Below are 21,790 nucleotides of genomic sequence, written 5' to 3'. Positions count from 1 at the left end.
AGCGGAGGTACAACACGATCGTCCGCATGAACGCTCTCGCTGATGCACCGTGCATCACGCTGTGCCGCCATTCGCGAGCACCCAGCCTGTACCGATCCGCTCAGCCCGCTCCATACCTTATCCGACTGACCAGGAGAATCGCTCCTGACGAGGCAGTTCGCATCGAGCGTGGCCCGCGGTTCGGGACTGACCCTCGTACCGGAAGTGAAATCGGGGCTCCGCGCATGCGCCCACTACTCGTGGTCTTGGACGGTGCTGGTCACACCGGGACGTCCTTCTGGCGGATACGGGACACGCGGGCGTAGGCGGCGGGCCGCCGAGTAACGACACAAGGATGGGTCGCTACCCGACGAGCGGGAGCGAAACCAGACCGAGGATCGGCAGAGAGTTCGCCGCCGTCGATCTTGATCAGTTCGAGGGGAGAGACGGCGATGGTGAACGCGTGCGCGGCTGGCGGGTGGTCCTGGCCGGTCTACAGCCCGAATCCGCAATTTTCCATACGGGACAACGTCATTGCGCGGATCGCGTGGAGGGGATGGGTCAGTGCGGGGTGCCGCCCGCGGCCAGGTAGGTGTCGATGGCCTGTTGCAGGCGGTCCAGGGCCGCGCCGTAGGTGGTGAAGTCGCCGGTGTGTTGCGCCTCGCGCAGATTGGCCAGGGCGTTGTTGAGTTCGAGGACCGCGGCGGTCAGCTGGTCCGATGTCGCCGGCGGCGGGGCGGGCGGGGCGCCCGGTGGGGGCGGCGCCGGCGGTTGCCCGCCGGTAGGTGGTGGTGTGGTGGCGTCGCCGCCGGGTGCGGTGGCAACGGCGCCGGTGCCGGTGCCGAAGACCTGGTCGAGGGCCTCGGCGAGGGTGGGGGCGTACCCGATCCGCACCCCGCCGGTGCCGGGTTCGCGGTAGCTGACCAGGACCCGGGCCAGCTGCGGGAACGTGGAACTGTTGGGCGTGCTGGTCAAACGTTCGGTGAACACCGGTTCGACATAGAGGATGCCGCCGTCGGCGATCGGCAGGGTCAGCAGGTTGGCGTAGTAGATCCGGTTGGACCGCTCGAGCAGGGTGCGCTCGGAGGCGACGCGGGTGTCGGAGATCATCGAGTTCTGGGTCTGCCGCGGGCCCTGGGTCTGGGTGTCCGTCGGCAACCGCAGAATGTCGATCCTGCCGTAGTTTTCGGGGTCGGAGTGCGCCGAGAGGTAGGCGGAGAGGAATTCGCGGTTGAAGCCGACCATGGCGCTGGTGAGCCGGAAGGACGGGGCCGCGGTGCCGGCGTCGCCGACAAGGACGTAGTACGGCGGCTGCTCCCCACCGGTGTCGGCGGTCGGATCGCTGGGCACCGACCAGAACGCGTTGGTGGTGAAGAACTCCCGCGGATCATCGACGTGGTACTTCGCCAGCAGGTCCCGCTGCAGGCGGAACAAATCCTCGGGGTAGCGGAAGTGCGCGCGCAGCTCGGTCGGGATCGCCGTCGGCGGCTGCACGGTGCCGGGGAACACCTTCATCCACGCCCCCAGGACCGGGTCGTTCTCGTCGACCTGGTAGAGGGTGACGGTGCCGTCGTAGGCGTCGACGGTAGCCTTCACCGAATTCCGCACATAGGACACCTCCTCGCGGGCCAGGGTTCGGCCGGTGTCGTTCACGACCGGCTCAGCGAGTGAACCGACCTGCGAGTACGGGTAGTGCGCGGCGGTGGTGTAGCCGTCGACAATCCACACGATCCGGCCGCCGACCACCGCCGGATACGGGTTGGAGTCGGTGGTCAGCCACGGGGCGACGTGTTCAACCCGGGCGGCCGGGTCCCGGTTGAAGATGATCTTCGACTCGGACCCGATGGCGCCGGAGAACAAGATGTTTCGCTCGCCGTACCGGGCGGCGAACGCCAACCGGTTGACCCAACTGCCCACCGGCACCCCACCGGTGCCCGTATAGGTGTACTGGGCGGTGTCGGTGTCGTACTCGCGCGGCGGCACACCCTCCGGGCCGCCGACGATGGCGTAGTCCGGGTCCGCCTGCGCGATCACCTCACCGAAGTAGATGCGCGGTTGCTCGACCGGGATCACCTGGTCGCCGCCCACCTGGGAGGCGATATCGCTGACCGCATAGATCGGATACCCACTGTCACTGCTCGCGCTCTGCCCGGCGACATCGCGGACGGCGGCGTTGACCCTATTGGCGGGAGCGGCGATGAACCCGTTGCCGTGGGTGTAAACGGTGTGCCGGTTGATCCACTGGGTCTGGTTGCCGCTGAGGCTGTTCGGGGAGAGCTCGCGGGCCGCGACGATGTAGTCGGTGAGTTGTCCGTCGATGGTGTAGCGATCGATGTTGAGGTGCTCGGGAAAGCCGTAGAAGTTCTTCAGCTGTTGCTGCTGGGTGAAGGTGCGCGAGAGCACGGTCGGGTCCAGCAGGCGGGCGTTGGCGATCGTGGTGACGTCGGCGGGAATGTCCCGGGGCGACCGGGTGCCCACCCCTGGGTAGTCGAGGTAGTCGACCCGGTCCGGGCCGATTCCGTACGCCTGCCGGGTCGCGGCGATGTTGCGTTCGATGTAGGGACTCTCCCGGTCGGCGGCATTCGGACGGACCGAAAACTGCTCGATCAGCGCCGGATAGATTCCACCGACCAGGATCGCCGAGAGCACCAGCAGTGCCGTCGCCATCGCCGGGATCCGCAGGTCCCGCACCGCGATCGCGGCGAAGAACGCCACCGCGCACAGCACCGCGATCGCGACCATGATCAACCGGGCCGGCAGCACCGCGTTGATGTCGGTGTACCCGGCGCCGGTGAAAGTCGGCTCCTTCCGGCCGCTCCACAACAAGGAGTACCGGTCAAGCCAGTAGGACGCCGCCTTCAGCGCGATGAACGTGCCCGCGAACACCGCAAGCTGGACGCGCGCCGGCCGGGACACCTCGATGACGTGGTCCTTGCTCGGTGCCAGCCGGATGCCGCCGAACAGGTAGTGGGTTCCCAGCCCAATCAACAACGCCAGGAACACCGCGATGAACAGCCACGCCAGGATCAGCCGGTAGAACGGCAGATCGAAGACGTAGAAGCCGATGTCGTACCCGAACTCCGCGTCCACGGTGCCAAACGCGCCGCCATGCAAGAACAGTTGCACCGTCTCCCAACTCGCCTGCGCGTGCAGCCCGAACGGCAGCGCCAGCAGCAATGCGATCCCCACCGTGAACGACCGCGGACGGCGCGACACCACCTCCCGGTACCGCTCGACCGGGTCCTTCGCCGTGTTCGCGCCCGAGGCCGCGAACAGTGGGCGGGACCGGTACGCCCACACCACGGCCGCGAAGATCACCGCACCCACCAGCAGCGTCACCGCCGTGAACAGGATCAGGCGGGTGACCAGGACCGTCCCCCACACGCGACGGTAACCAACCTCACCGAACCACAGCCAATCGGTATACCCCACGACCAGACGCGGCCCGATCACCAGCAACGCAATGAGCGCCACCGTCACCATGATCATGACCCGGGCCCGCCGCGGCAGCGCCCGCATCCGGTCGGACGGTTGCATGGCCACCTCCCACGGGTCGGCTCACGAGCAGCCCCGCCGCGGACCACCTCGCCCGATCCAGCGAAGGCGTTCGTATCACCCAATTCTAGGCGGCGCCGGGCTCATCCTGGCCGGCGCGCACTCGGCACCGGATTGGGCGAAGTGGACCCGCGAGTGGAGCGCCGCCGGGTTCGAGGGCGCGGCTCGTCGCCGGTTCCTCCTCGGCCGGTGACACATTGCTCCTGCGAGTCATCGCGGTGACCGTGATCGGCAGAACCGTGGAAACGGCCGTCAAGGGCACCCTGCCACTCGCCGGCCGAAACACGCCGTCCATGCGCATCGGCTGGCTGCAGCGAGGGCGTCGGTGCGGGGAGGCCGTTCGCCGGCTGAGGTGATGGCCCGTGCAGCGATTCGCGTGGTGCAGGATTCCCCAAAGGTCGTCGAAGCCGATCGTCAGCAGACGCTGCCGATCGGTCCGACGGGCCAGCAGGCCGCGGTCGGTCAGGGCGTCCAGCCCAGCCACCAAGACGTCCCCCAACTCGGCGGGTCGGCCACACCTCAACCACCAATCCTGCCTACTACGCGCCCTCCCGAAACGCGGACAGTCGGAGCGTCATGCCCACTGGACTAGAACCATTCCGCAGTCGTTGTCGACAAGCCCAGCCGCCGCGCCGTGGTGAGCGCGATCAGTGTCCGAAGTGGTAACGGCAGGCAGCAATGCGGATCTGATCATCGACAATCTTATAAACCAGCCGGTGCTCATCGGTGATACGCCGGGACCAGTAGCCCTGAAAACCGTCCTTGAGGGGCTCTGGCTTGCCGATTCCGTCGTTCCCGTTGCGTTCGACATCCTTGAGTAATGTGTTGATCCGCTTGACGATCTTCCGATCCTGCGCCTGCCACCAGACGTAGTCCTCCCACGCAGACTCGTCCCAGACAAGTTTCACTCAGCCAGATCCCGGACAGTTCCCCCGCCGGACTCCAACCGATCGATCGACGCCAACAGCCGGCGGGCGTTCTCCGGACTCCTGAGCAAGTATGCCGTTTCCTTCAACGACTCATAGTCGTCGAGCGAAACCATCACCACCGGCTCGTGACCCGCCCGCGTGATGACGATTTCTTCCCGGTCATCGACGACGGCGTTGAGGACCTCGGCGTACCGCGCGCGAGACTCCGAGTAGGTCATGGTTCGCATGAGCACACCTCCAGTCATTACGTACAAGAAATTGTACGCAACCCGACATGCTTCCGCAATCCAAGGGGACGCCCCACCGTGGTGCGAGCTCGAGAACGAAAATTCACCCCGCGGTCCGCATCCCCTCACCGCCCGCCGATCCCCCGCCGCTCCGGCGAGCGACTCATCCGGACCCGGGACCGACCGCGTCCACCAACCGGTGCGGGGCTGCGCAGCGATCCCTGGCCGACGCCCATCCGGATCGAAAAATCCGAGAGTGAGGACCCGCAGCGGGACAAATGGGCGGAGCAGCTGCTGCGCAGCCTGGACGTCGCCCCCGAGGACACTCCCGTCGTGATCTGGCACGGCGAGAAGGTGCTGCGCAATCCGACGAATGCGGAACTCGCCCGCATCGTCGGTCTTCCGGTCCCGGACTCCATCCCGGACGCGGACGCGGCGACCGTGAGCGCCAGGCTGTAGTGAGGACCGAGGACGGAGTGTGTTTGTACTCGGTCAGGTCGCCATTCGACGGGGTCATGTCCGCTTGGTGATGCTGTTCTCGGCGGAGTCCGAAGCCTTGGCTGGGTGGCGGCCGAGGAACAATGCCAGCAGCGCTCCCGCCGCGCACACCACCGACGTGATCAGAAATATCCCGGTGTACTCGGTAACCAGAGCACGGTCGACTGCCCCGGTGTACTCGGCCAGCTCCCTCGCCGCCTGCTCGGGAGGTTTGCCGACGGGGAACGGCACCTGCAGGTTCGCAGTCAGGCTGTGGAAGCGGTGCAGCCCCCACGCGGATAACGCGGCAACCCCGACGAGCATCCCGGTCATCCGCGCGACCACCACACCGGCAGAGGCGATCCCGTGCTGGATGGGCGACACGGCGCGGAGCACCGCAACGGAGAGCGGCGCGATCACCAGGCCGAGCCCTAGCCCAGCGACGGCCAGGTCGGTGTCCAGCCGGGGCACCGCAATCGGCCCGACCTGGTACGGCACGGATAGCACGTCCATCGGCCACCGGGCCATCCGGAAGTAACCCGCCGCGGCCAGCAGCATGCCGACCGCCGCGACCACCCTGTCGCCCAACCGTGCCGCCAGCAGCCCACCGAGCAACGCGCCGACCGGGAGCGCGGCCAGGAACCGCAGCAGCAGTATGACCGCTCCCCGGTCGTCCCGATCGAGCAGCGACTGGGCGAACAGGTCGACGTCCACCAGGGTCACCATCAGCGCGACGCCTGCCGCACCGGATACCCCGAGCGCGGCGAGGAACGCGCCCATCTGCACGTCGACCGGGTCGATCAGCCGGGTCTTGGCACGCAGCTCCCAGCCGACGAAGGCGACGGTCGCGACACCGACCCCGACCAGCATCGGCCCGCCCCACGGTGGCAGCACGGCGGTGCGCGGGTCCGGGTTGTACAGGCCGACGACGGCCAGCCCAAGGGCGACCGCGAGCAGCAGCCCCCCGACCACATCCACCCGGACGGGTTCGTGCGCCGGATCGCGGCGCGACACCGAAACCTGCACCGCGATCATGGCAAGCACGCCGAGCGGTACGTTCATCCAGAACACGCCGCGCCAGCCGGCGATGCCGAACGCGCTTGACCACACGGCAAGACCTGCGATCGCCACTCCGTATAGCGGGCCCAGCACGCTGCCCAGCTCCTGCACGGCACCCACCGCGCCGAGCACGTTCGACCGCTTGTGGGTTGCCCACAGGTCGGCGGCAAGCGCCATGGTCACTGGCAGCAACGCTCCACTTGCGACACCCTGAACGACCCGCCCGGCAACGAGCATGGGCAGGTCGTCGGCGAGCGCGGTGACCACCGAGCCGACCAGGAACCCGGCGAGGCAGCTCTGCAGCACTAGCTTGCGGCCGAACCGGTCCGATGCCTGGCCGAGCAGCGGCATCGCGGCAATGTAGCCGAGCAGGTACCCGGTGACGATCGGGGTCACCCGCTCCAGTCGGTTCACCGGGATCAGCAGGTCGTCCATGATCTGCCGGATCATGCTCACCAGGACGTAGGTGTCCAGCGCGCCGAGCAGCACGGCGAGCGCCGCGGCGCCGATGGCGACGGTCCTGCTCCGCCCCGGGATCAGCTCGACACTCACGGCGGGGGTGTCACCGTCACGGGCTTGTCCAGCTCGGACACCACCACGTCGACGGTCGGGGCGTCTGCGCCGGCCGGCTTCGGGAACGTGACCAGCGCTCTGATCGGGAGGTGCGTGCCGTCCTCGTCAAGCCACACCGTGATGTCCACCTCGGACTCGACCCCGGGAACGATGTTGCCCACCGCATCCTTGTCCGCCCGTCCGGTGATCTTGTACGCCGGTGTCCCGTCAACCTTTTCCCTCGCCTCGGTCTTCGCATCCGTGATGCTGGTCAGCACCTTCGCGAAGCCCCGGTCCGGGTCGAGAATGGCGGTCGGGTCGTAGTACTCGGAGGTGAGCGAGGACGGATACCGCTGAAAGGTGCCGGTCGGGCCCCTCAGGTACAGCGAGTCGTCGACCAGCACGAATTCACCTTCGATCAGCTGGCCGGCCAGGGTCAGCTTCACCGTGCCCTTCGCGCCACCGGCCGGACCGCCCTCCCTGGTCAGATCGCCCTCGGCGGTCTGCACGCTGATGCCCGGAATCGAGCCGTTGACGGTCATCGTGAAGTGTGCGCTCTTGATATCGCGGAGGGCGGACGCCGACTCGGCGAGCAGCCCGGCCGCGTCCGGCAGGTTCGCGCTCCCTCCCGGATTGGTGTCGGTGCTGCAGCCGGCAACTACCGCCACGCTGAACGCGAGGGTCCAGAGGAAGATACGGCGGGTGAGCATGCCCGCATCGTAGGACGCCGGCTCCGAAAACGCCCGGCTTGCGGCCAGAACCGGTGTCGTTGCGGGAACGCCGGGCGGCCACCGAATCACCGGGCACGGCAGGTGCGCCGAAATGGCCGGCGTTGCGCAAATCTCGGTACGACGCACTTGACGGTCTCGGCGCGGGGCGCGTTCGGTGACCTTGTGGGTTCTGGCGCTTCCACATGCGCGGGTGATCGCAGTTTCCCTTCGCCCCTGCCACAGGAACCGTCTGCTCTCTACCACTGTTTACCGCCCTCTAGCGTCTACGTAAATCTCATACTTTCTGCCACCGGGGTGGCAGGCGGTGAAGATGTACGTGCTTCACGGCTACCCGTAACACCGTGCGGTGCTGCTGGTTCGACCGTGTCCCACACCGACGCTTGTGATGCAGGACGGGTACTTGATCGTGTCACCCCCACCCCGGGGTGTCGCGGTAGGAACACTGCGGCGGACACGGCGATGCCGCGGCCGAGCCGGGTGGGACCGGTCTTGTCCCGGCACTTGCGCACCGGGGCATGCTCGACCCTCCGGATCTCCGGTTTCGTGCCACGGGTGCGGACGGCGGCGCCGCGCCCCAACAATGCACGTTTGGCGAGGTTCACCTCCGCCACATGATCACGATTTCCACCAACCCGGCAGTGCGCACACCACGCATCGTGGTAGCCACCCGGCCGGGTCAGCCGTTCGTTGCAACCCTGAGCCTCCCCCGTTTCTCCGGAGACTTCCGAACCAGGTTTGATCCTGGGTAGATGGAGGAAGGACGTCACTGTGGGAACGAGGAAAGTATCCGCCGGAGCCGCGGGAGCGCGCGGTCCGGTTGTACCGGGAGTCCGATCTCAGCCCCTGGATCCATCTGCATATTGCCTGGCGGTCAGGCCGCGACTCAGGTGGGCCAAGAAACCCACAGTCCTTTATTGCGCTTATAACATACCTTGAGTATGTTTGAGGTTGACAAGTTAGCCCGACGGCGCGGAGCGGTGTTGGGCCGGCCCAGGCCATGAGTCGGCCAAGGATGTGCGAACACCGAACGGTGCCGCCCCGAGCGCCCCCATCGACGACTGAGCAACGGTTTCCAGCGGGCCCACCGATGCGGCGAACAGTCACTGACGTTGGAGGTGCCGATCGGGTAGACCACGGTCCTTGTGGAGCTGTGCCCGGAAGAGGCGTTCAGGAGACAGCCGAACGATCGAACAGTCGATACGCGGGTCACTACGAGCCCCGGTTTCGGTGCAACAACACCGAAAGGCGAACAAATGATGCATACCCACCACAGCGCGATCGCCACCGTGCCCATCGACGTCGCGTTCGACTTCATCGGCAACTACCGCAACGTCCCCACCTGGGTGTTCGGCATCTCGCGATTCGATCCCACGGGCACCCTGGACCACGGCCTCGGCGCCACGTTCGACGCCGCCATGCAGGTCGGCTTCAAAACCCTCCACTCGATCCTCACGATCACTGCCTGGGAAAGAAACCGACTGATCGCCCTCGACTCGATCGAGGGCTTCAAGAACACCTCGACTTGGCGCTTCACCGCCGTCGGGATCACCGAGACCCGACTGACCGTGGACTTCAGCTACCAACTCCCCACCGGGCTGACCGGAAAGGCCCTCGGTCGACTCTTCGAACCCTTCGCCGCCCAAGCCATCGGCTACACCGAATTGAACCTGCGACGCCGGATCGAGGACTTCAATGCCGACATCCGCACGACCCACCCCTGGGACCCGGGAAGCGCCGCGACCGGATGAACGCGCCGCCGAGCACTTCAGCGCACAAACACCCCGCGACCTTGATCAACTGCGGCCCCAGCAGCGCGCCGCCACTGTCCCCACGCCGCGGTGGCGCGCCAGACCTCGACCGCCACGGGGACGCTGAAGCGTAGCCGGCAAATCGAGGCGCGGGCCCCAGCGACTTCTCCACGTCGGACCGCTCCGTCCTGCCCGCCGCGCAGGACCCCCGGGTCGCCGGAATCGCGCATCCACGGTGCGATCGCCGAGTTCTCTGGTGTCCGGACACGCCGGGAGGTCCGCACGAACCCTCGCTGTTGCCCGCGTGCGGCCGCACCGGCGGCGCAATTCGAATCTCGGTGTGCGCCAATTCGAAATTGTCGAGCGAAGCTCAGCGCGGATTCGGTCAACGAATTGCTCGGGCACCACGGGGGGCGCGCCGCGGCGTAGCGTTGGGGTGACGCCTTGTGGGCTCGCCCAGCACGTTGGCTCACCCAATCCAGGTAAAAACCTTATGCACCAGCTCAGTTCACTCGATGCGCAGTTCCTCGACGCCGAGACATCCACCACCTGCACCCATGTCGGGATCCTGAGTGTCCTCGGCCCCACCACACCGGGTGGCGGGCTCACGGTGCAGGCCCTCCGGGCGCTCGCCGATGGCCGATTACACCTGGTGGGGCCACTGCGGTGGCGGCTACAGCAGGTACCTCTCGGGCTCGACCGGCCCTACTGGGTGGACTCCGAGTTCCTCGACCTCGGCTATCACATCCGGGAGGTCACCCTGACCGGTCCCGGCACCGACGAACAGCTCGCCGAGCAGATTTCCGGTCTCGCGGCACGTCCACTGAGCCGCGACCGGCCCCTGTGGGAGTGCTACCTGGTGAACGGGCTCACCGGTGGCCGGCAGGCGATCTACACCAAGGTGCACCCCGCGGTGATCGACGGCCTGACCGCGGCGCAGGCTCTCGCGGTGCTGATGGACACCACCCCGCAACCCCGCACGGTGCCGCACCGGCTCAGCGACGAGCAGTACCAGGCGGCCGGCGCCCTGGGGATGCTCGGCAACAGTGCCTGGCATCTGGCACTGTTGCCCGCGCGGCTGATGTGGTCCACACTCCGGCTGGCACCGCACCTGCCCGAGCTCGCCGACGCCCTCACCCACCCGGGCGCGGACCTGCTGGGCACACTCGCCCGGAGGCTGACCCCGCGCACATGGCGGCGGCCGGCCGACGAGGCGACGGCCGGGGCACCGGCACCGCCCGACACCCCATTCCCCGGCCCCGACACCGCGCGCCGACGGTTCGCGTTCACCTCGCTGCCACTCGGCGAGGTCGATGCGGTCAGGACCGCGCTGGGGTTCACCGTCGACGACGTGGTGACGGCGCTGTGCACCACCGTGCTGCGTCGCTGGCTCATCGACCACGATGCCCCGCCAAACACGGCGCTGGCCGCGGCCATGCCGATCGCGCGGCGCACCGACGCACAGTTCGCGGCCGCCGACCATCGACTCTCCCTCCTGCCCATCGCCCTTCCGATCAACGAAGCCGACCCGGCCCGCCGCCTGCACAAGGTGCACACCTCGCTCACGGCGGCACCCCAACGTTTCCGCGCCGCACCCGCCACCCTCGTCCGCGACGTCGGCGCCGCGCTGCCGCGAGCACTGCGCGGCCCGATCTCACGCACACCGCTGCGGGCACTGACCCTGCCCACGCCACCGGTCAACCTGATCATCTCCCACGCCGCCGGCCCTGCTCGGCCGCTGTACACCGCGGGCATCGAGGTAACCGGGAACTTCCCCGTCTCCGCCGTCAGCGACATGACCGGCGGCATCACCATCGCCGCCATGTCCTACGGCCGGCACCTCGACGTCGGCATCATCACCTGCCGAAACCTCGTCCCCGATGTGTGGGACGTCACCGGCCAACTACACCAGGCCCTCTCCGAACTGACCGCGTGCACCCGCAACGTCCGATACCTGCGCCCCGGCTGTCCCCCGGAGTCGAGGTAACCCCTCACATCATCGGCGCCGCCATTTCCCAACCCGAATTCGTGAAAAGTAGGGTCTCATTCCGCCTTCACGCCTGCAGTGCTCCCGTACTCCAACTCTGCCCCTAGGCTGGCAAGCAACCGTGAAGCTGTTGCGTTCTGGATTGCGATCATTTCGGTCGCGTCTGGCGCAGCGTCGGGCCCGAGGCCGAAGTAGGCCCAGCGCGGCCGCAGCGTGCATCCTCGCCAGGCCTTCGCAGCCGTGGTTCCGAGTCCGTAATGTATTCGACGCACGCCATTGCGCTGGGCCCATTTGATGACGTCGTAGTAGACGACGTTGAAGTAGCAGTAGGCACCTGAAGATGCCTCGTAGTCGAAGCCGGCGGCACGCGTATACAGCACATCGCCGTATCGGAAGGCCATCAGGTATCCGAGGATCTGTTCGGTCCCGCGGGCGCTGAACACGACAAGCCTCTCGCCTAGGGTGTCGCGGAGGGTGTCGAATTCCTTACGCGCCCACGTTCGTCCGGCCGTGTGACCATATTTTTCCCGCAAGGCCGACCGCAATCGGACATGGTCGTCGGTGAGCGCCCCTGAGCCGTAGTCGACTTCGGTTCGGGCACCGAACTCGGCGTATGCTCGGATTTCGCGACGGATGGTCCTCCGCCGCGAACTGGGCAGCATCGAGAGGTAGTCGTCGAAGTGCCCGTCTGGCACGTCGAGGACGCCTTCACCGCCGAACACCGAACGGCAGAGGCCGGCGGCGCTGGCGTCCGACGCCAAAGCCGCGTCCTCCTCCGGATCGAGATACAGCAGTGCATGGCTTCGGCAGCCGAGGAGTTCGGCGACGACCTCTGCCAGTCTGGCCAGCGCCGGGACGACAGTTGAAACGGGGAGCGTCGTGCGATCGGGTGCGAAGGGCCGCAATCCGAGGTTCGATCCGAATGTGCCGACCGTCAGCGACGGGTAGAGGGCCGGCCGCGCCGCCTCGACCCCAGCGGTCAACCAGGGCAGCGCTTCCTGTTCGTCGAGCGCGAGATGGGAGACCGAGCCGATCGCGGACAGGTCACCGATGATCCGCGGACCGTTGTAGAACAGCAGACCTCGGGTGTCCCGAATGATCAACGCCGGTGCTACGGCGACCGGTCGGTTGTCCGCGCCGTCGATGACCAGGTACAGCGATTCGTGGTCGGGATCGGCCTCCACAAAGCGCCACCATTCAGGCGAGGTCCACGCCGCCTCCCCGTTCAGCGCTGCCAAACCCTCCTGCACGAGTAGGTCGACCGTGGCGACTACCCGCCCGGTCAAGCCGGCACCGAGCTCGATCCGCTCGACCGGCGGTAATCCGTTGGCGCGCATCTAGGTCTCCACTCGCGGCCGGGACAGCGCCACTGCGCGCCGTAGAACGTCGCGGACATCGTCGTAGCTGACGGATCGGGCGATCGCGTAACCGAGTACGGCGCTCAATGTGTCGCCGGGCGGGAGCATGATGTTCCCACCGATTTCACGCTCGAAGACGAAGTGCTCGATTCCAAACAGGTCGAGAACATCGGCCAGACCGTCGAAGCCCGCGAATCGGCCCCGTGCCGGGCTGAGTACGCCGCGGCTGCCCGCGTACCGATTCCGCGTCGGAATCATGTCGGGCTGTTGCCCGGTTGCCACTCGAACGAGGTTTTCGTGGAAGGGAATTCCGGTGGCGAACGGAATCAGGTGGGAGGTGATGTAACCACCGGCCGGCCGGGCGGCGACCTCGAGCAGCTTGGCACTCCCGTCGGGAAGGACGCGACATTCGAGATGGAACGCGCACCAGTTCAGGCCGATCGCCTTGACCACGGCCTCGGTGAGTTCGTGCACGCTGCGCTGCACGGCTGCCGGCAGAGCGGTGGGGTGCACCTGTTCGTACTCGACGTAGTACGGCTCGGTCACCCATTTGTCCGTGATCCCAGCGATGTGCACTTTCCCGTCACTGACCAGGCCCTCGACACTGTGCTCGGTGCCGCCCAACCGCTCCTCGTAGACGAATTCGCCGTCGTAGTCGGCAAACAACGGAGAAATGTCCGTGCTGGTCAGCCGGGAGGCGTGCGCGTACAACGCGGCGAGGTCGGCGCCGTCCTCGACGTGAAGAATGGACCTGCTGCCACTGCCACCCGCCGGCTTGAGCACCGCAGGTGTGCCGATCTCCTCGTAAGCCGACTGCAGGTCCGACAGGGAACGAACATGTCGAAACCGTGGAATGAATTGCGGCTGATCGGCCATCGCGGACCTCATCGAGTGCTTGTTGCGAGCCCGGTGCGCTGCCTCGGTGCCAGGACCCGGCCATCCGCTTCGCTCTGCCAACGCGGCGGCCAGCTCGACACCGATGTCCGTCCAGGACACGACGCCCTCTGCCCCGCTGCGGCTCGCGAGTGCCATGGCTGCCCGCAGGGCGGCTGGGCGGTCGAAGATGTCGACGATTTCGACATCGTCGACCAGGTTCTTGCACATCGGCGGAACCGACCCCGTGACCAGGGCAACTCGATACCCGGCAGCGTGTGCGGAGAGCAATGCCGCCTGCACTTCCAGAGGGACTCGCCGAGTGCCCATGAAGACGATCGTTCGACGTACCATATTGCTAGTCCCCTTGTCGTTGTTCGGAGTGTGCATGGCAGTGGTGGTGTGCGTGCCGCCGTCCGGTGCCGGCCGGTCGTTCTTTCGCCGGTGGCCGCGCGCTGTGGACGGGGCGCGCGTGGTGCCGTTGTCGCGGCCGGGTCATGAGGAGCGCATGAACGAACCGCTTGCGACGTCGCTCACCGCGGCCGCGGCGGACGTGGCAGGCAGGATTCTCGCCCTCGAGCAACCCCAGGTCGTCCTTTTCGGTCACAGCATCGGGGCGACGGTGGCGTTCGAGGCCGCCCGACTGCTCGCCGACGACGCGGTCGACGTCGAGTTGGTGGTGTCCGCCCGGCAGGCTCCGCAGTGCGCTGGAATTGCAGGAGAACTCACCCACCAGACCGATGCAGAATTGCTGGCCACGGTCCAGTCGTGGGGCGCGCACGCACTCGACCGTTCGGTTCAGGACATGCTGATTCCGTTGCTGCGCGCCGATTTCGAGCTCAGCGCACGCTACTCGTGGGATGGTGTCCGGGTGTCCGCACCGGTCACAGCGCTGAGCTACATCGACGATGTGGTGGTCGATGCCGCCGCAGTTCGTCGGTGGTCGGCGGCCACCTCGGCCTCTCATACCCATCTCATCCTGCCGGGCGGCCACTTCGCGGCAAGCGATCCGACGGATTCACTCATCGCGGTCCTCCGTGACGCCGTGTCCCGGCTGCGATCGCGTCAGCCACGCGTCTGAGTGTTCTGTCACCGATATCCCCGTCGCGAGGAATCGCTCGAGAAGTGCATCCGCCTTCCCGTCGGCCAGAACTTCGTGGGCGTAGTGAACACCGGCTCCCAGGCCGCATGCTGCCCGAATGGCAGCGGCGTGCACCGCCCCGGTCAGTCGTCCCATACCGGTGACGCCGGTGACGGGGTCGGTCTCGGCGATAGTCACGGTCGACCTGTTCGAGGGCGTTCCACCCGAAGTACCGCTCGACTGGACGGCCAGCACGGTGACGTCGGTGTCCCCGTGCTGAGCGGAAATGTGCGGAGCGAGTACGGCGTCGAGCAGCGCACGGGGACGGACCGGGCCGTCGACGGTCTGGACCGGCAGCTCCCCCAGCAGGCCAATCTCTGCGAGTAGCCGGACACGATCGGCATATCCCCGCCACCGCAGCGTTTTGGCCGTGTAGTCGGCCAGCGAGCCGAGCACGGCATCGGCGCCGACGTAGGGCGCCAGACCGTCGTGGAAAGCTTCCAGCGAGCCGAGGCCGGGGACGTCGACCATTTCGACTCCACTGAATCGTTCGACCTGGCGGAGCACGCCGCCGCGAAGCCGGTAGGTCGGTCGCGCGTCGATCGTCATGCGCGTGCCGTACCAGGACACGTGATGCATCGGCGGTCGCGGTGACCGTGGGACCCCGCCACAGTATGAGTGCACGGTTCCGCCCACATCGAGGTCACGTGCCAATCGCCGCGCCAGGATTTCGGTCAAACCGGGCTCGAGACCGGCGCCGACAACGATCGAAGCACCGGATACCGATGCGCGACTAGCCAGTTCTGTTCGTGGATCTGCTGGTGGGCGACCGATACCCACCAGCCGAAGTCCGTGCTCCAGCGTGAGATCGAGCGCCGGTGCGGCGTCGACCCACGACAGGGCGGTGGCCAACACCGTTTGCTCGGCGAGTAGTTGCCGGGTGCGATGGTGTGCCGCGTCGCCGTGGTGCGCTTCGACCGCAACGCCGGCCGATGCCGGTAGGGCCGCTGCGAGCGCATGGAGCCGTCTCGCGTCGCGGTCGACCAGAGTCAGCTGCAGCGGCGCCCCATGGTGGGGCCAGGAAAGCACCAACTCGCGGGCGGTGGCGGCGCCCATCGGACCACAGCCGATCAGCGCGCACCTGACGGGATCGCTCATCCTCGGCCTCCACTCGTGCGCTGTGCGGCACCATCGAAACGTGTTCGCGGCACCGCGAAGGCGCTGGCCAAGCGGGCCGCGGTGTCCGGGACAAGCACTGCCCCATTGACGAGGACGTTCAGGACCGCGTCCCGGAACCTGTCACCGTGGGATGCTCCGGCCAACCCGGTCAGGGTGAGCACCGCCCGCGCCGCGTTCTGGCAGGACAAGCGCTCGGGCTGCAGCGCATCGGCAAGTTCGGAGGTGGCGTGCTCGAGCTCGATGCAGGGATCTCTGGAAGAGTCCTCCTCCGCGCGTGGAATCTCGCCGGTATCCGCCCACGCTCGCAGCCGACGTACCGCGGAGACCTCTGCCGACCCCTCGAATGCCGATCGGGTGAAGTTGGTCGGCGAACGCTCGGGCCGGTTCGCAGCGAGGTACAGGCGGGCCGCATCCGCGCCCGCCACTCCGACAAGTTCTGCGACGCCGACGGTGTGGCGGCGGGACGTGGAGAATTTGGCCCCGTCGAGCATGTAGAAGTAGGTCAAGTGCATGACGTCCGGAAAGGGAGCGTGTGTTTCGGTCAGCCCGCGCAGTACTGCGGGGAAAAGGAATACTCGCTCGAACGCGTTGTCGACACCGAACACCATGCTGGTCCTGGTGCGTGCGGGTTCGTAGACACTGCCAGCGCTGTGTCGCGCGGTCATGACGACATAGCGGGGTGCCAACTCGAATGCCGGGTAGATGGTCTGACCTGGCAACTCCTCGTCCAAGGCCGGGATCCCCGGTCCGCCGAGGACCGTGACGGCAACGGACGGCAGCGCCTCCGACATCACGGACTCGGCGTATTCGCGGACCGGGTCGCCGAGTGTGATGCTGCCCAGGTATTGCTCGAACCAGGCACGCTGTGGTTCCAGCTCGAGGAACGCACGGCGCAGGGACCGAAGTTCTGTCGGCTCGTGGCACACGGTGCACACGGCGTCGAGCAGTTCGGCGTCGTCGTGGTACAGACCGCACTGTTCACAGTCGATGCCGTACGCGTCAGACGACCCGCAACGCGGGCAGCGACCGGCAACGAGTCCCTGGAAGCGCCACGCTCGGCATGGCGAGCAGTAGTGTGCGACGGAATCCCGCACCGCGATCATGCCGAGCTCACGTAGCGTCGACCATGCGCGCCGGGTCATCTGTTCGATCGACGGCATGTCCTCGTGTCGAAGCATCACGTCGTACCCGATATCTGCTGCGGCGAAGGACTCCTCGATCTGGGCGGCGAACTCGCTCGCGACGGCAAGGACGTCACGACCCTGCCGGCGGGCGGCCAACAGCACATGCGTTTGCTGCCAGGCGGTGCCGAGCAGGACAGCGGCGTCTTCACCCCGGGCGATGGCCGCACGCCGTAGTGCGTCCGCACCGATGTACGGTCCAGCGATGTGCCCGATGTGCAGGTCCCCGTTCGGCGTGGGATTGCTCGGCACGATGAGGTGCTGGGTCATTGTCGGCTACTTTCCGTGAGCAGGTCGACGCCGGAATCCACCGGCGGATGGGTGGCAGCACGATCCGCGACGTCCCACGAACACGTCGAGCTACGCAGGTCGGGATATAACGGGGTCTCGGTGATCGTGTTCAAGACGGTGGCCGCACGCCACGAGGCGAGACTGAGATTGGGATCCGCGATGCCGTGACTGAGCTTTCCGGCGTTGAGGAAGAACATCTTGTTTCCGGCTGGGCCCGCCCATGAAACCGAGTAGTCGGCTGCAAGCTGGGGCAGGCCGCAATTGGTACGCGCGATGCGACCCCCGAGGGTATGGAGGAACTCGGGAAGGGGGAAATGGTATCCGGTGGCGAGGACCACGATGTCGGCACCGACCGAATCGATTTCTCCGGTATCGATGTGGGTCAGGGTTGTCCGCCAGCCCTTGCCGCCCGGCCCGCGACAGAGCCCGGTCAGTTCACGACCAGGCAGCAGGGTTGTCCGGATGCGGTCCGAATCGACGAAATCGTTGTAGTACAGCCTGCGGTAGATCGATTCCAGCAGCCCCTTCGAAATGCCGTCGCTGGCGAGCTGCTGGGCGTCAAGCAACTGGCTACGACGACTCTGCGACAGACCGTGGAAATACCGAACATAGTCCGGATGGAACCACTCGTTGGTGAACGGCGACTCGTCGAGCGGCTGGAACCCGATCCGCCTGCTCGCCCAGGTGAGCGAGCCGACTGCATCCCGGCCCGAACGCTGCAGAAGGTGTTCCACTACCTCGGCGCCGCTCTGCCCACCCCCGACTACCACGACGTCGCGGCCGGCGAGTGAATCGGTGTGGTAGCCGAAGTCAGATGAGTGGAACACATCCTCACCGAGCGTGCCTGTGGCGAGCTCCGGCACGTACGGTCGCGGCCCGACTCCGATCGACAGGTGTTGTGCCGCATACGTACCTCGGGTGGATTCCACCCTGAACGCCTGCCCGTCGAATGTCACTTCCTCGACCGCACACCCGAACTGCACCTCATCCAACTGGTCGCTGACCCAGCGCAGGTAGCTCTCGTATTCTCGGCGAGCGATCAGCGGGGTATGCAAACTGGCGAAGCGGTGGAGCCGCCCCGTGCGCGCGAGGAAGTTCAGGAAGGTGTACCGGCTCGTCGGATCGACCAAGGTCACGAGGTCTTTCAGGTGCGAAACCTGCAGCACCGCGGCGGACAGCATCAGCCCGGGGTACCAACGTTGTGTCGGTTGCCGGTCCAAGAACTTGCACCGCAGCCGACCGACCGGCGCGGAAAGCGCTGCGACGCTGAGATTGGACGGACCTGCACCAATACCAACCAGATCAAGGTGTTCCAACATTGACAGCTCCCTCGACTTCGGGGTGGAGAAGCGGTGCGAGACGATTCAGGCTGTCCAGAACGAGCTGCCTCGAAGGACCGAAGTCGATGAGGCACGCAACCTCGTCCACTCCGGCGGCGGCGACCGCCTCGAGCATCGCCAGACACTTGGGCACGGCGCCCAGCAAGCTGGCGTCATCGAAGAAGCGGCGCGTGCGTTCGTCGAGCAATTCCTCCACAACCGCCTCGGACAACGCGGGCACCGCAATTCGTCTGCCGCCGCTCACCCGGCCACCACCAGCTGACGCCCGCAGCTCCAGCTCCAGCGCCGATCGCAGATACGACCGCAACGGCGCGCGAGCTGCCGTCCACGCATGCGCGTTGTCGGCCGTTGCCAGCGTATGCAGCATCAGGGTGACCCGGCCAGAGTCGGGGTCGTGGCCCGCGGTCGCTCGTGCGTCACGGTAGAGTTTGATCTTGCACGCCAGCTCGCCCAGGTCCTGGCCCAAGAGGTGCGTAAGTAGGTTGGTTCCCAATCGCCCTGCCGCAGTGAAGGTGTCGGGATTTCCGGACGCGGTCATCCACAGGGGCAACTCACCGGAAAGCGGTTCCGGTTGGATAGCCACCTCGACCGTTCGGCCCGAACCGTTGCGCCGTGCGACCCGCCTTCCTGCCCACAGCGCGCGAAGCTCATCTATGGAGTCCCGCGAATGGGCCACCCGGGTCTCGTACCGATCAGGCGCCAATACGAAGTCGTTCGTATTCCATCCTGAACCGATCGACAGCCCGATGCGGCCACCACCGGACAGATTGTCCACCACCGACCATTCCTCGGCGATCCTTATCGGATCATGTAACGGCGCAACGACGCTCCCGGCGCGCAAGTGACACCGCTTCGTCGTGCCCGCAAGTGCGGCGGCCAGAACGGACGGATTCGGGAACAGCCCACCGAACACGTCGAAATGACGTTCGGGCAACCAGATCGCCTCGTAGCCGAGACGGTCGGCGACCGCCGCGGCGTCGTGAACCAGGCGGTAGCGGTCAGTGCGGTCCGCCGGCACCGAACCGGAGAAGAACATCACGCTCAAGCTCGGCCTGGCGTTCACGGACGCCACCAGATCGACACGATCTCGACCGGAGAGTCGCCGTCGTTGTGCAGTTGGTGGCGTCGATAGCTCTCGTAGTACAGCGTGTCGCCGGCCCGCACCCTCGACCGGACTCCGTCCAGGGTCAGAATCCCCGATCCGGACTGGACGAGCCAGATCTCGCGCACCTCATGGTGATCCTCGGCGGTGGTGACGCCCCCGGGCACACGGATGTGTGCCAGCGTGAATGGCGCCACCGAAACCTCGAGCTTCGGCAGATCGAAGATTCCGAGTTTCGCGCCCGAGGGCCTGTTCTCGAAGTCCAGTTCCGGCAGTCTTCCGTTGACACTGTGAGCGACGCCCTGGGTGACCGAGTCTGTGGTCATCGGCTAACTCCTTCAATGGGTTCGAATTGGATGCGATCGCGAGATGATTCCCACGGCCATGACGTGGACAGAGCAGGGGTCAAATGGTCGATCCAGACTGCGCTGTCGCTGTGCCTGGCGAAGAACAGCGTGCCGGCAAGAGCGTCGTCACGGGCCTGCAGCAGGCGCAGCACGAACAAACGTTCGCCGTTCACGACCGTTTCCCCATCGATAGCGATTTTGCCGGGGGTCGCCGACATGACGGGGCCGCGAGCAGTGCGCGCCAGCCCGGATACCACACGCTGCGCCTCCTGGTAAATGGTCAGCGCACGGGCCAGCGGAACCTCGAAGAACGAGCTCGCACCGGTATCGCGCTCGACGAAGGTGTAGTACGGCTGGATACCGAGCCGCACCATGTGCCGCCACATGGTTGCCCACGCCTGAGGTGAGTCGTTCACGTGGCGAATGATCGGCGCCTGCGCTCGGACTACGGCCCCCGCGGAACGCAACCTCGCTACTGCGGCCGTTGCCGCCTCGTTCTCGAGCTCGCGTGGGTGCGAGACGTGCAGCATGATCGCGACGCTCTTTCCCGCGGCAGTGCACGCCTCGATCAGCCGCAGCAACTCGTCGGCGTCAGGCCCGGACGTGACGCGGTACGGCCACTGCACCAAAGCCTTGGTGCCGATGCGGATGTTCGTCACGTGCTCCAGATCGGGCGCTAGAAGCGGCGTGACCCACCGGGCCAGGACCGGAGTCGACATGATCAGTGGATCGCCGCCGGTGAGCAGCACGTCGGTGACCTCCCGGTGGCCACGGAGGTAATCGATCATCCGACCTGGACCAGGTGCGGCGAACTTCAGGTCCGCATCACCGACGAATTGTGCCCAACGAAAGCAGTACGAGCAGTACGAGTGACACGTCTGACCCTGGGATGGAAATACCAGAAGCGTTTGTCGGTACTTGTGCTGGAGCCCAGCAACCGGCTCGCCGTCGAGCAGTGGCACATTGTGCTCACGCTGACCGGAGGGATGCGGGTTGAGGTCTTGGCGGCACTTCTGGGCGATTGCTTGCAGCTGCTTCCGGTCGACGCCGTTCGAGAGCGCGTCCGACACCAGATCGTATATGCGTGGAGGCACCATTTCTCGGGCCGGAAAAGTCATCCGAAAGATTGGGTCGTCGGGAGCCGACGACCAATCGATCAACTCATCCAGAACATAGTTGTTGACTCTGAACGGCAATAGGTTTGCGACGACGCGCATTTCGTGCCGTTCCTGCTCCGTGAACTGGTCAAGCTGCGGAAGGTCGGCCAGCTGCACGCCGCGGAAGGTTCGCATTCGGTTCTTCATGTAGCTTGCCCCGATCCATTCGACGCGCCTGCTGGACACATTTCCGAGCAAGATCGCCCGACCAACAGATCGGACCCGGTTTCGACGGAGACACCGTCGACGAGTTCGATTGTGGCAGGTCGTTCGTCCTCATCTCGAGACCGACTCCTCGGCGGCCTGGGATGAATCATGGGTGGCTCGCCCAGTCACCGATAGACACCCTTGGGTGCAAAGTGACCCATCCACAGGCCTCCCGTTCGGGCGCGAAACCTTCATGCCCCACCGCGGCCGATCGCCGCGTGCACCGGGGTACCGTGCGCAATCCCGAACGCGACTGGTGTGCACGCGGTGAGCGACGCGGAACGGCCCGCCTGCACGACAAGGGGTCCGACACTCCACACCAAGGGTGGATTTACATTACGTGTGCCAGGCACCGATGATTCTCCGTGTCCATCGAGGGTGATCACCCTCCGAAACGACTGTCTCATGGAGCAATTCATCCTGGACGTTC

The 21,790-nt window shown here is 66.3% G+C and carries 17 protein-coding genes; 4 read left to right on the top strand and 13 right to left on the bottom strand.

Annotated features, from left to right (window positions below; translation table 11 throughout):
* Positions 1-540: 540 nt before the first annotated feature.
* The 3 genes from RHA1_RS38735 to RHA1_RS38720 all read right to left on the bottom strand — a co-directional run bounded on the left by RHA1_RS38735 (position 541) and on the right by RHA1_RS38720 (position 4,690).
* The gene (locus RHA1_RS38735) at positions 541-3,516 is read right to left on the bottom strand and encodes a UPF0182 family protein (RefSeq protein ID WP_011599396.1); all 2,976 of its coding nucleotides are present in this window, start codon (positions 3,514-3,516) and stop codon (positions 541-543) included.
* Between the two features lie 665 nt (positions 3,517-4,181).
* Entirely contained in the window at positions 4,182-4,442 is a 261-nt protein-coding gene (locus RHA1_RS38725; protein WP_007299764.1) for a Txe/YoeB family addiction module toxin, read from the bottom strand.
* On the bottom strand, positions 4,439-4,690 hold the full coding sequence (locus RHA1_RS38720; RefSeq protein WP_005569061.1) for a type II toxin-antitoxin system Phd/YefM family antitoxin: 252 nt from the start codon (positions 4,688-4,690) through the stop codon (positions 4,439-4,441). The genes RHA1_RS38725 and RHA1_RS38720 overlap by 4 nt, the downstream gene beginning before the upstream one ends.
* 78 nt (positions 4,691-4,768) lie before the next feature.
* Between RHA1_RS38720 and RHA1_RS38715 the strand changes: the two genes are divergently transcribed.
* The gene (locus tag RHA1_RS38715) at positions 4,769-5,149 is read left to right on the top strand and encodes a hypothetical protein (protein WP_007299763.1); all 381 of its coding nucleotides are present in this window, start codon (positions 4,769-4,771) and stop codon (positions 5,147-5,149) included.
* A 54-nt stretch (positions 5,150-5,203) separates the two neighbouring features.
* Here RHA1_RS38715 and RHA1_RS38710 read toward each other — a convergent pair whose 3' ends face one another.
* Both RHA1_RS38710 and RHA1_RS38705 read right to left on the bottom strand, forming a co-directional pair.
* Positions 5,204-6,778, bottom strand: a complete 1,575-nt coding sequence (locus tag RHA1_RS38710) for an MFS transporter (RefSeq protein ID WP_007299762.1) — start codon at positions 6,776-6,778, stop codon at positions 5,204-5,206.
* Complete coding sequence (locus tag RHA1_RS38705) at positions 6,775-7,488, bottom strand: LppX_LprAFG lipoprotein (RefSeq protein WP_007299761.1); 714 nt, start codon at positions 7,486-7,488, stop codon at positions 6,775-6,777. Before RHA1_RS38705 ends, RHA1_RS38710 begins: the two co-directional genes overlap by 4 nt.
* Positions 7,489-8,762: 1,274 nt before the next feature.
* Here RHA1_RS38705 and RHA1_RS38700 point away from each other — a divergent pair.
* Positions 8,763-9,257: an SRPBCC family protein gene (locus tag RHA1_RS38700; protein ID WP_007299760.1), complete on the top strand. Its 495-nt coding sequence runs from the start codon at positions 8,763-8,765 to the stop codon at positions 9,255-9,257.
* A gap of 493 nt (positions 9,258-9,750) precedes the next feature.
* Positions 9,751-11,244: a wax ester/triacylglycerol synthase family O-acyltransferase gene (locus RHA1_RS38695; protein WP_011599389.1), complete on the top strand. Its 1,494-nt coding sequence runs from the start codon at positions 9,751-9,753 to the stop codon at positions 11,242-11,244.
* 56 nt (positions 11,245-11,300) lie between these two features.
* On the opposite strand, the gene RHA1_RS38690 is transcribed toward RHA1_RS38695, so the two are convergent.
* Together RHA1_RS38690 and RHA1_RS38685 are read right to left on the bottom strand one after the other, a co-directional pair.
* The gene (locus RHA1_RS38690; RefSeq protein WP_007299758.1) at positions 11,301-12,581 is read right to left on the bottom strand and encodes a GNAT family N-acetyltransferase; all 1,281 of its coding nucleotides are present in this window, start codon (positions 12,579-12,581) and stop codon (positions 11,301-11,303) included.
* Positions 12,582-13,805 carry an ATP-grasp domain-containing protein gene (locus RHA1_RS38685; RefSeq protein WP_007299757.1) on the bottom strand — a complete coding sequence of 408 codons (1,224 nt, stop codon included), beginning with the start codon at positions 13,803-13,805 and terminating at the stop codon, positions 12,582-12,584.
* Here RHA1_RS38685 and RHA1_RS38680 point away from each other — a divergent pair.
* Positions 13,804-14,556: a thioesterase II family protein gene (locus RHA1_RS38680; RefSeq protein ID WP_337460060.1), complete on the top strand. Its 753-nt coding sequence runs from the start codon at positions 13,804-13,806 to the stop codon at positions 14,554-14,556. The two genes, RHA1_RS38685 and RHA1_RS38680, sit on opposite strands and share 2 nt — an antisense overlap.
* Here the strand turns inward: RHA1_RS38680 and RHA1_RS38675 are convergent.
* From RHA1_RS38675 to RHA1_RS38650, 6 genes are read right to left on the bottom strand one after another with little or no spacing between them, the layout of a single operon-like run.
* Positions 14,494-15,714, bottom strand: coding sequence for a saccharopine dehydrogenase family protein (locus RHA1_RS38675; RefSeq protein ID WP_007299755.1), 1,221 nt, complete (start codon positions 15,712-15,714; stop codon positions 14,494-14,496). The genes RHA1_RS38680 and RHA1_RS38675 overlap by 63 nt on opposite strands.
* A complete protein-coding gene (locus RHA1_RS38670) occupies positions 15,711-17,186 on the bottom strand; it encodes a class I tRNA ligase family protein (RefSeq protein WP_011599386.1) in 1,476 nt (491 codons plus the stop codon). The genes RHA1_RS38675 and RHA1_RS38670 overlap by 4 nt, the downstream gene beginning before the upstream one ends.
* Positions 17,183-18,526, bottom strand: coding sequence for a lysine N(6)-hydroxylase/L-ornithine N(5)-oxygenase family protein (locus RHA1_RS38665; protein ID WP_011599385.1), 1,344 nt, complete (start codon positions 18,524-18,526; stop codon positions 17,183-17,185). Before RHA1_RS38665 ends, RHA1_RS38670 begins: the two co-directional genes overlap by 4 nt.
* Positions 18,510-19,610, bottom strand: coding sequence for a MupA/Atu3671 family FMN-dependent luciferase-like monooxygenase (locus tag RHA1_RS38660; protein WP_011599384.1), 1,101 nt, complete (start codon positions 19,608-19,610; stop codon positions 18,510-18,512). Before RHA1_RS38660 ends, RHA1_RS38665 begins: the two co-directional genes overlap by 17 nt.
* Positions 19,607-19,975, bottom strand: coding sequence for a cupin domain-containing protein (locus RHA1_RS38655; RefSeq protein WP_007299751.1), 369 nt, complete (start codon positions 19,973-19,975; stop codon positions 19,607-19,609). The genes RHA1_RS38660 and RHA1_RS38655 overlap by 4 nt, the downstream gene beginning before the upstream one ends.
* The gene (locus RHA1_RS38650) at positions 19,972-21,300 is read right to left on the bottom strand and encodes a KamA family radical SAM protein (protein ID WP_011599383.1); all 1,329 of its coding nucleotides are present in this window, start codon (positions 21,298-21,300) and stop codon (positions 19,972-19,974) included. The genes RHA1_RS38655 and RHA1_RS38650 overlap by 4 nt, the downstream gene beginning before the upstream one ends.
* Positions 21,301-21,790: the final 490 nt, after the last annotated feature.

The organism is Rhodococcus jostii RHA1 (assembly GCF_000014565.1).
GTDB lineage: Bacteria > Actinomycetota > Actinomycetes > Mycobacteriales > Mycobacteriaceae > Rhodococcus_F > Rhodococcus_F jostii_A.
Note: the sequence above shows the minus strand (reverse complement) of the source record. Positions and strands in the feature narration are given on the sequence as shown.

Coding starts and splice junctions, on each gene's coding strand:
- RHA1_RS38735 (WP_011599396.1), bottom strand. CDS start 3,516: ATGCAACCGTCCGACCGGATGCGGGCGCTGCCGCGGCGGGCCCGGGTC.
- RHA1_RS38705 (WP_007299761.1), bottom strand. CDS start 7,488: ATGCTCACCCGCCGTATCTTCCTCTGGACCCTCGCGTTCAGCGTGGCG.
- RHA1_RS38675 (WP_007299755.1), bottom strand. CDS start 15,714: ATGAGCGATCCCGTCAGGTGCGCGCTGATCGGCTGTGGTCCGATGGGC.
- RHA1_RS38690 (WP_007299758.1), bottom strand. CDS start 12,581: ATGCGCGCCAACGGATTACCGCCGGTCGAGCGGATCGAGCTCGGTGCC.
- RHA1_RS38670 (WP_011599386.1), bottom strand. CDS start 17,186: ATGACCCAGCACCTCATCGTGCCGAGCAATCCCACGCCGAACGGGGAC.
- RHA1_RS38700 (WP_007299760.1), top strand. CDS start 8,763: ATGATGCATACCCACCACAGCGCGATCGCCACCGTGCCCATCGACGTC.
- RHA1_RS38650 (WP_011599383.1), bottom strand. CDS start 21,300: ATGAAGAACCGAATGCGAACCTTCCGCGGCGTGCAGCTGGCCGACCTT.
- RHA1_RS38680 (WP_337460060.1), top strand. CDS start 13,804: ATGAAGACGATCGTTCGACGTACCATATTGCTAGTCCCCTTGTCGTTG.
- RHA1_RS38685 (WP_007299757.1), bottom strand. CDS start 13,805: ATGGGCACTCGGCGAGTCCCTCTGGAAGTGCAGGCGGCATTGCTCTCC.
- RHA1_RS38655 (WP_007299751.1), bottom strand. CDS start 19,975: ATGACCACAGACTCGGTCACCCAGGGCGTCGCTCACAGTGTCAACGGA.
- RHA1_RS38695 (WP_011599389.1), top strand. CDS start 9,751: ATGCACCAGCTCAGTTCACTCGATGCGCAGTTCCTCGACGCCGAGACA.
- RHA1_RS38665 (WP_011599385.1), bottom strand. CDS start 18,526: ATGTTGGAACACCTTGATCTGGTTGGTATTGGTGCAGGTCCGTCCAAT.
- RHA1_RS38720 (WP_005569061.1), bottom strand. CDS start 4,690: ATGCGAACCATGACCTACTCGGAGTCTCGCGCGCGGTACGCCGAGGTC.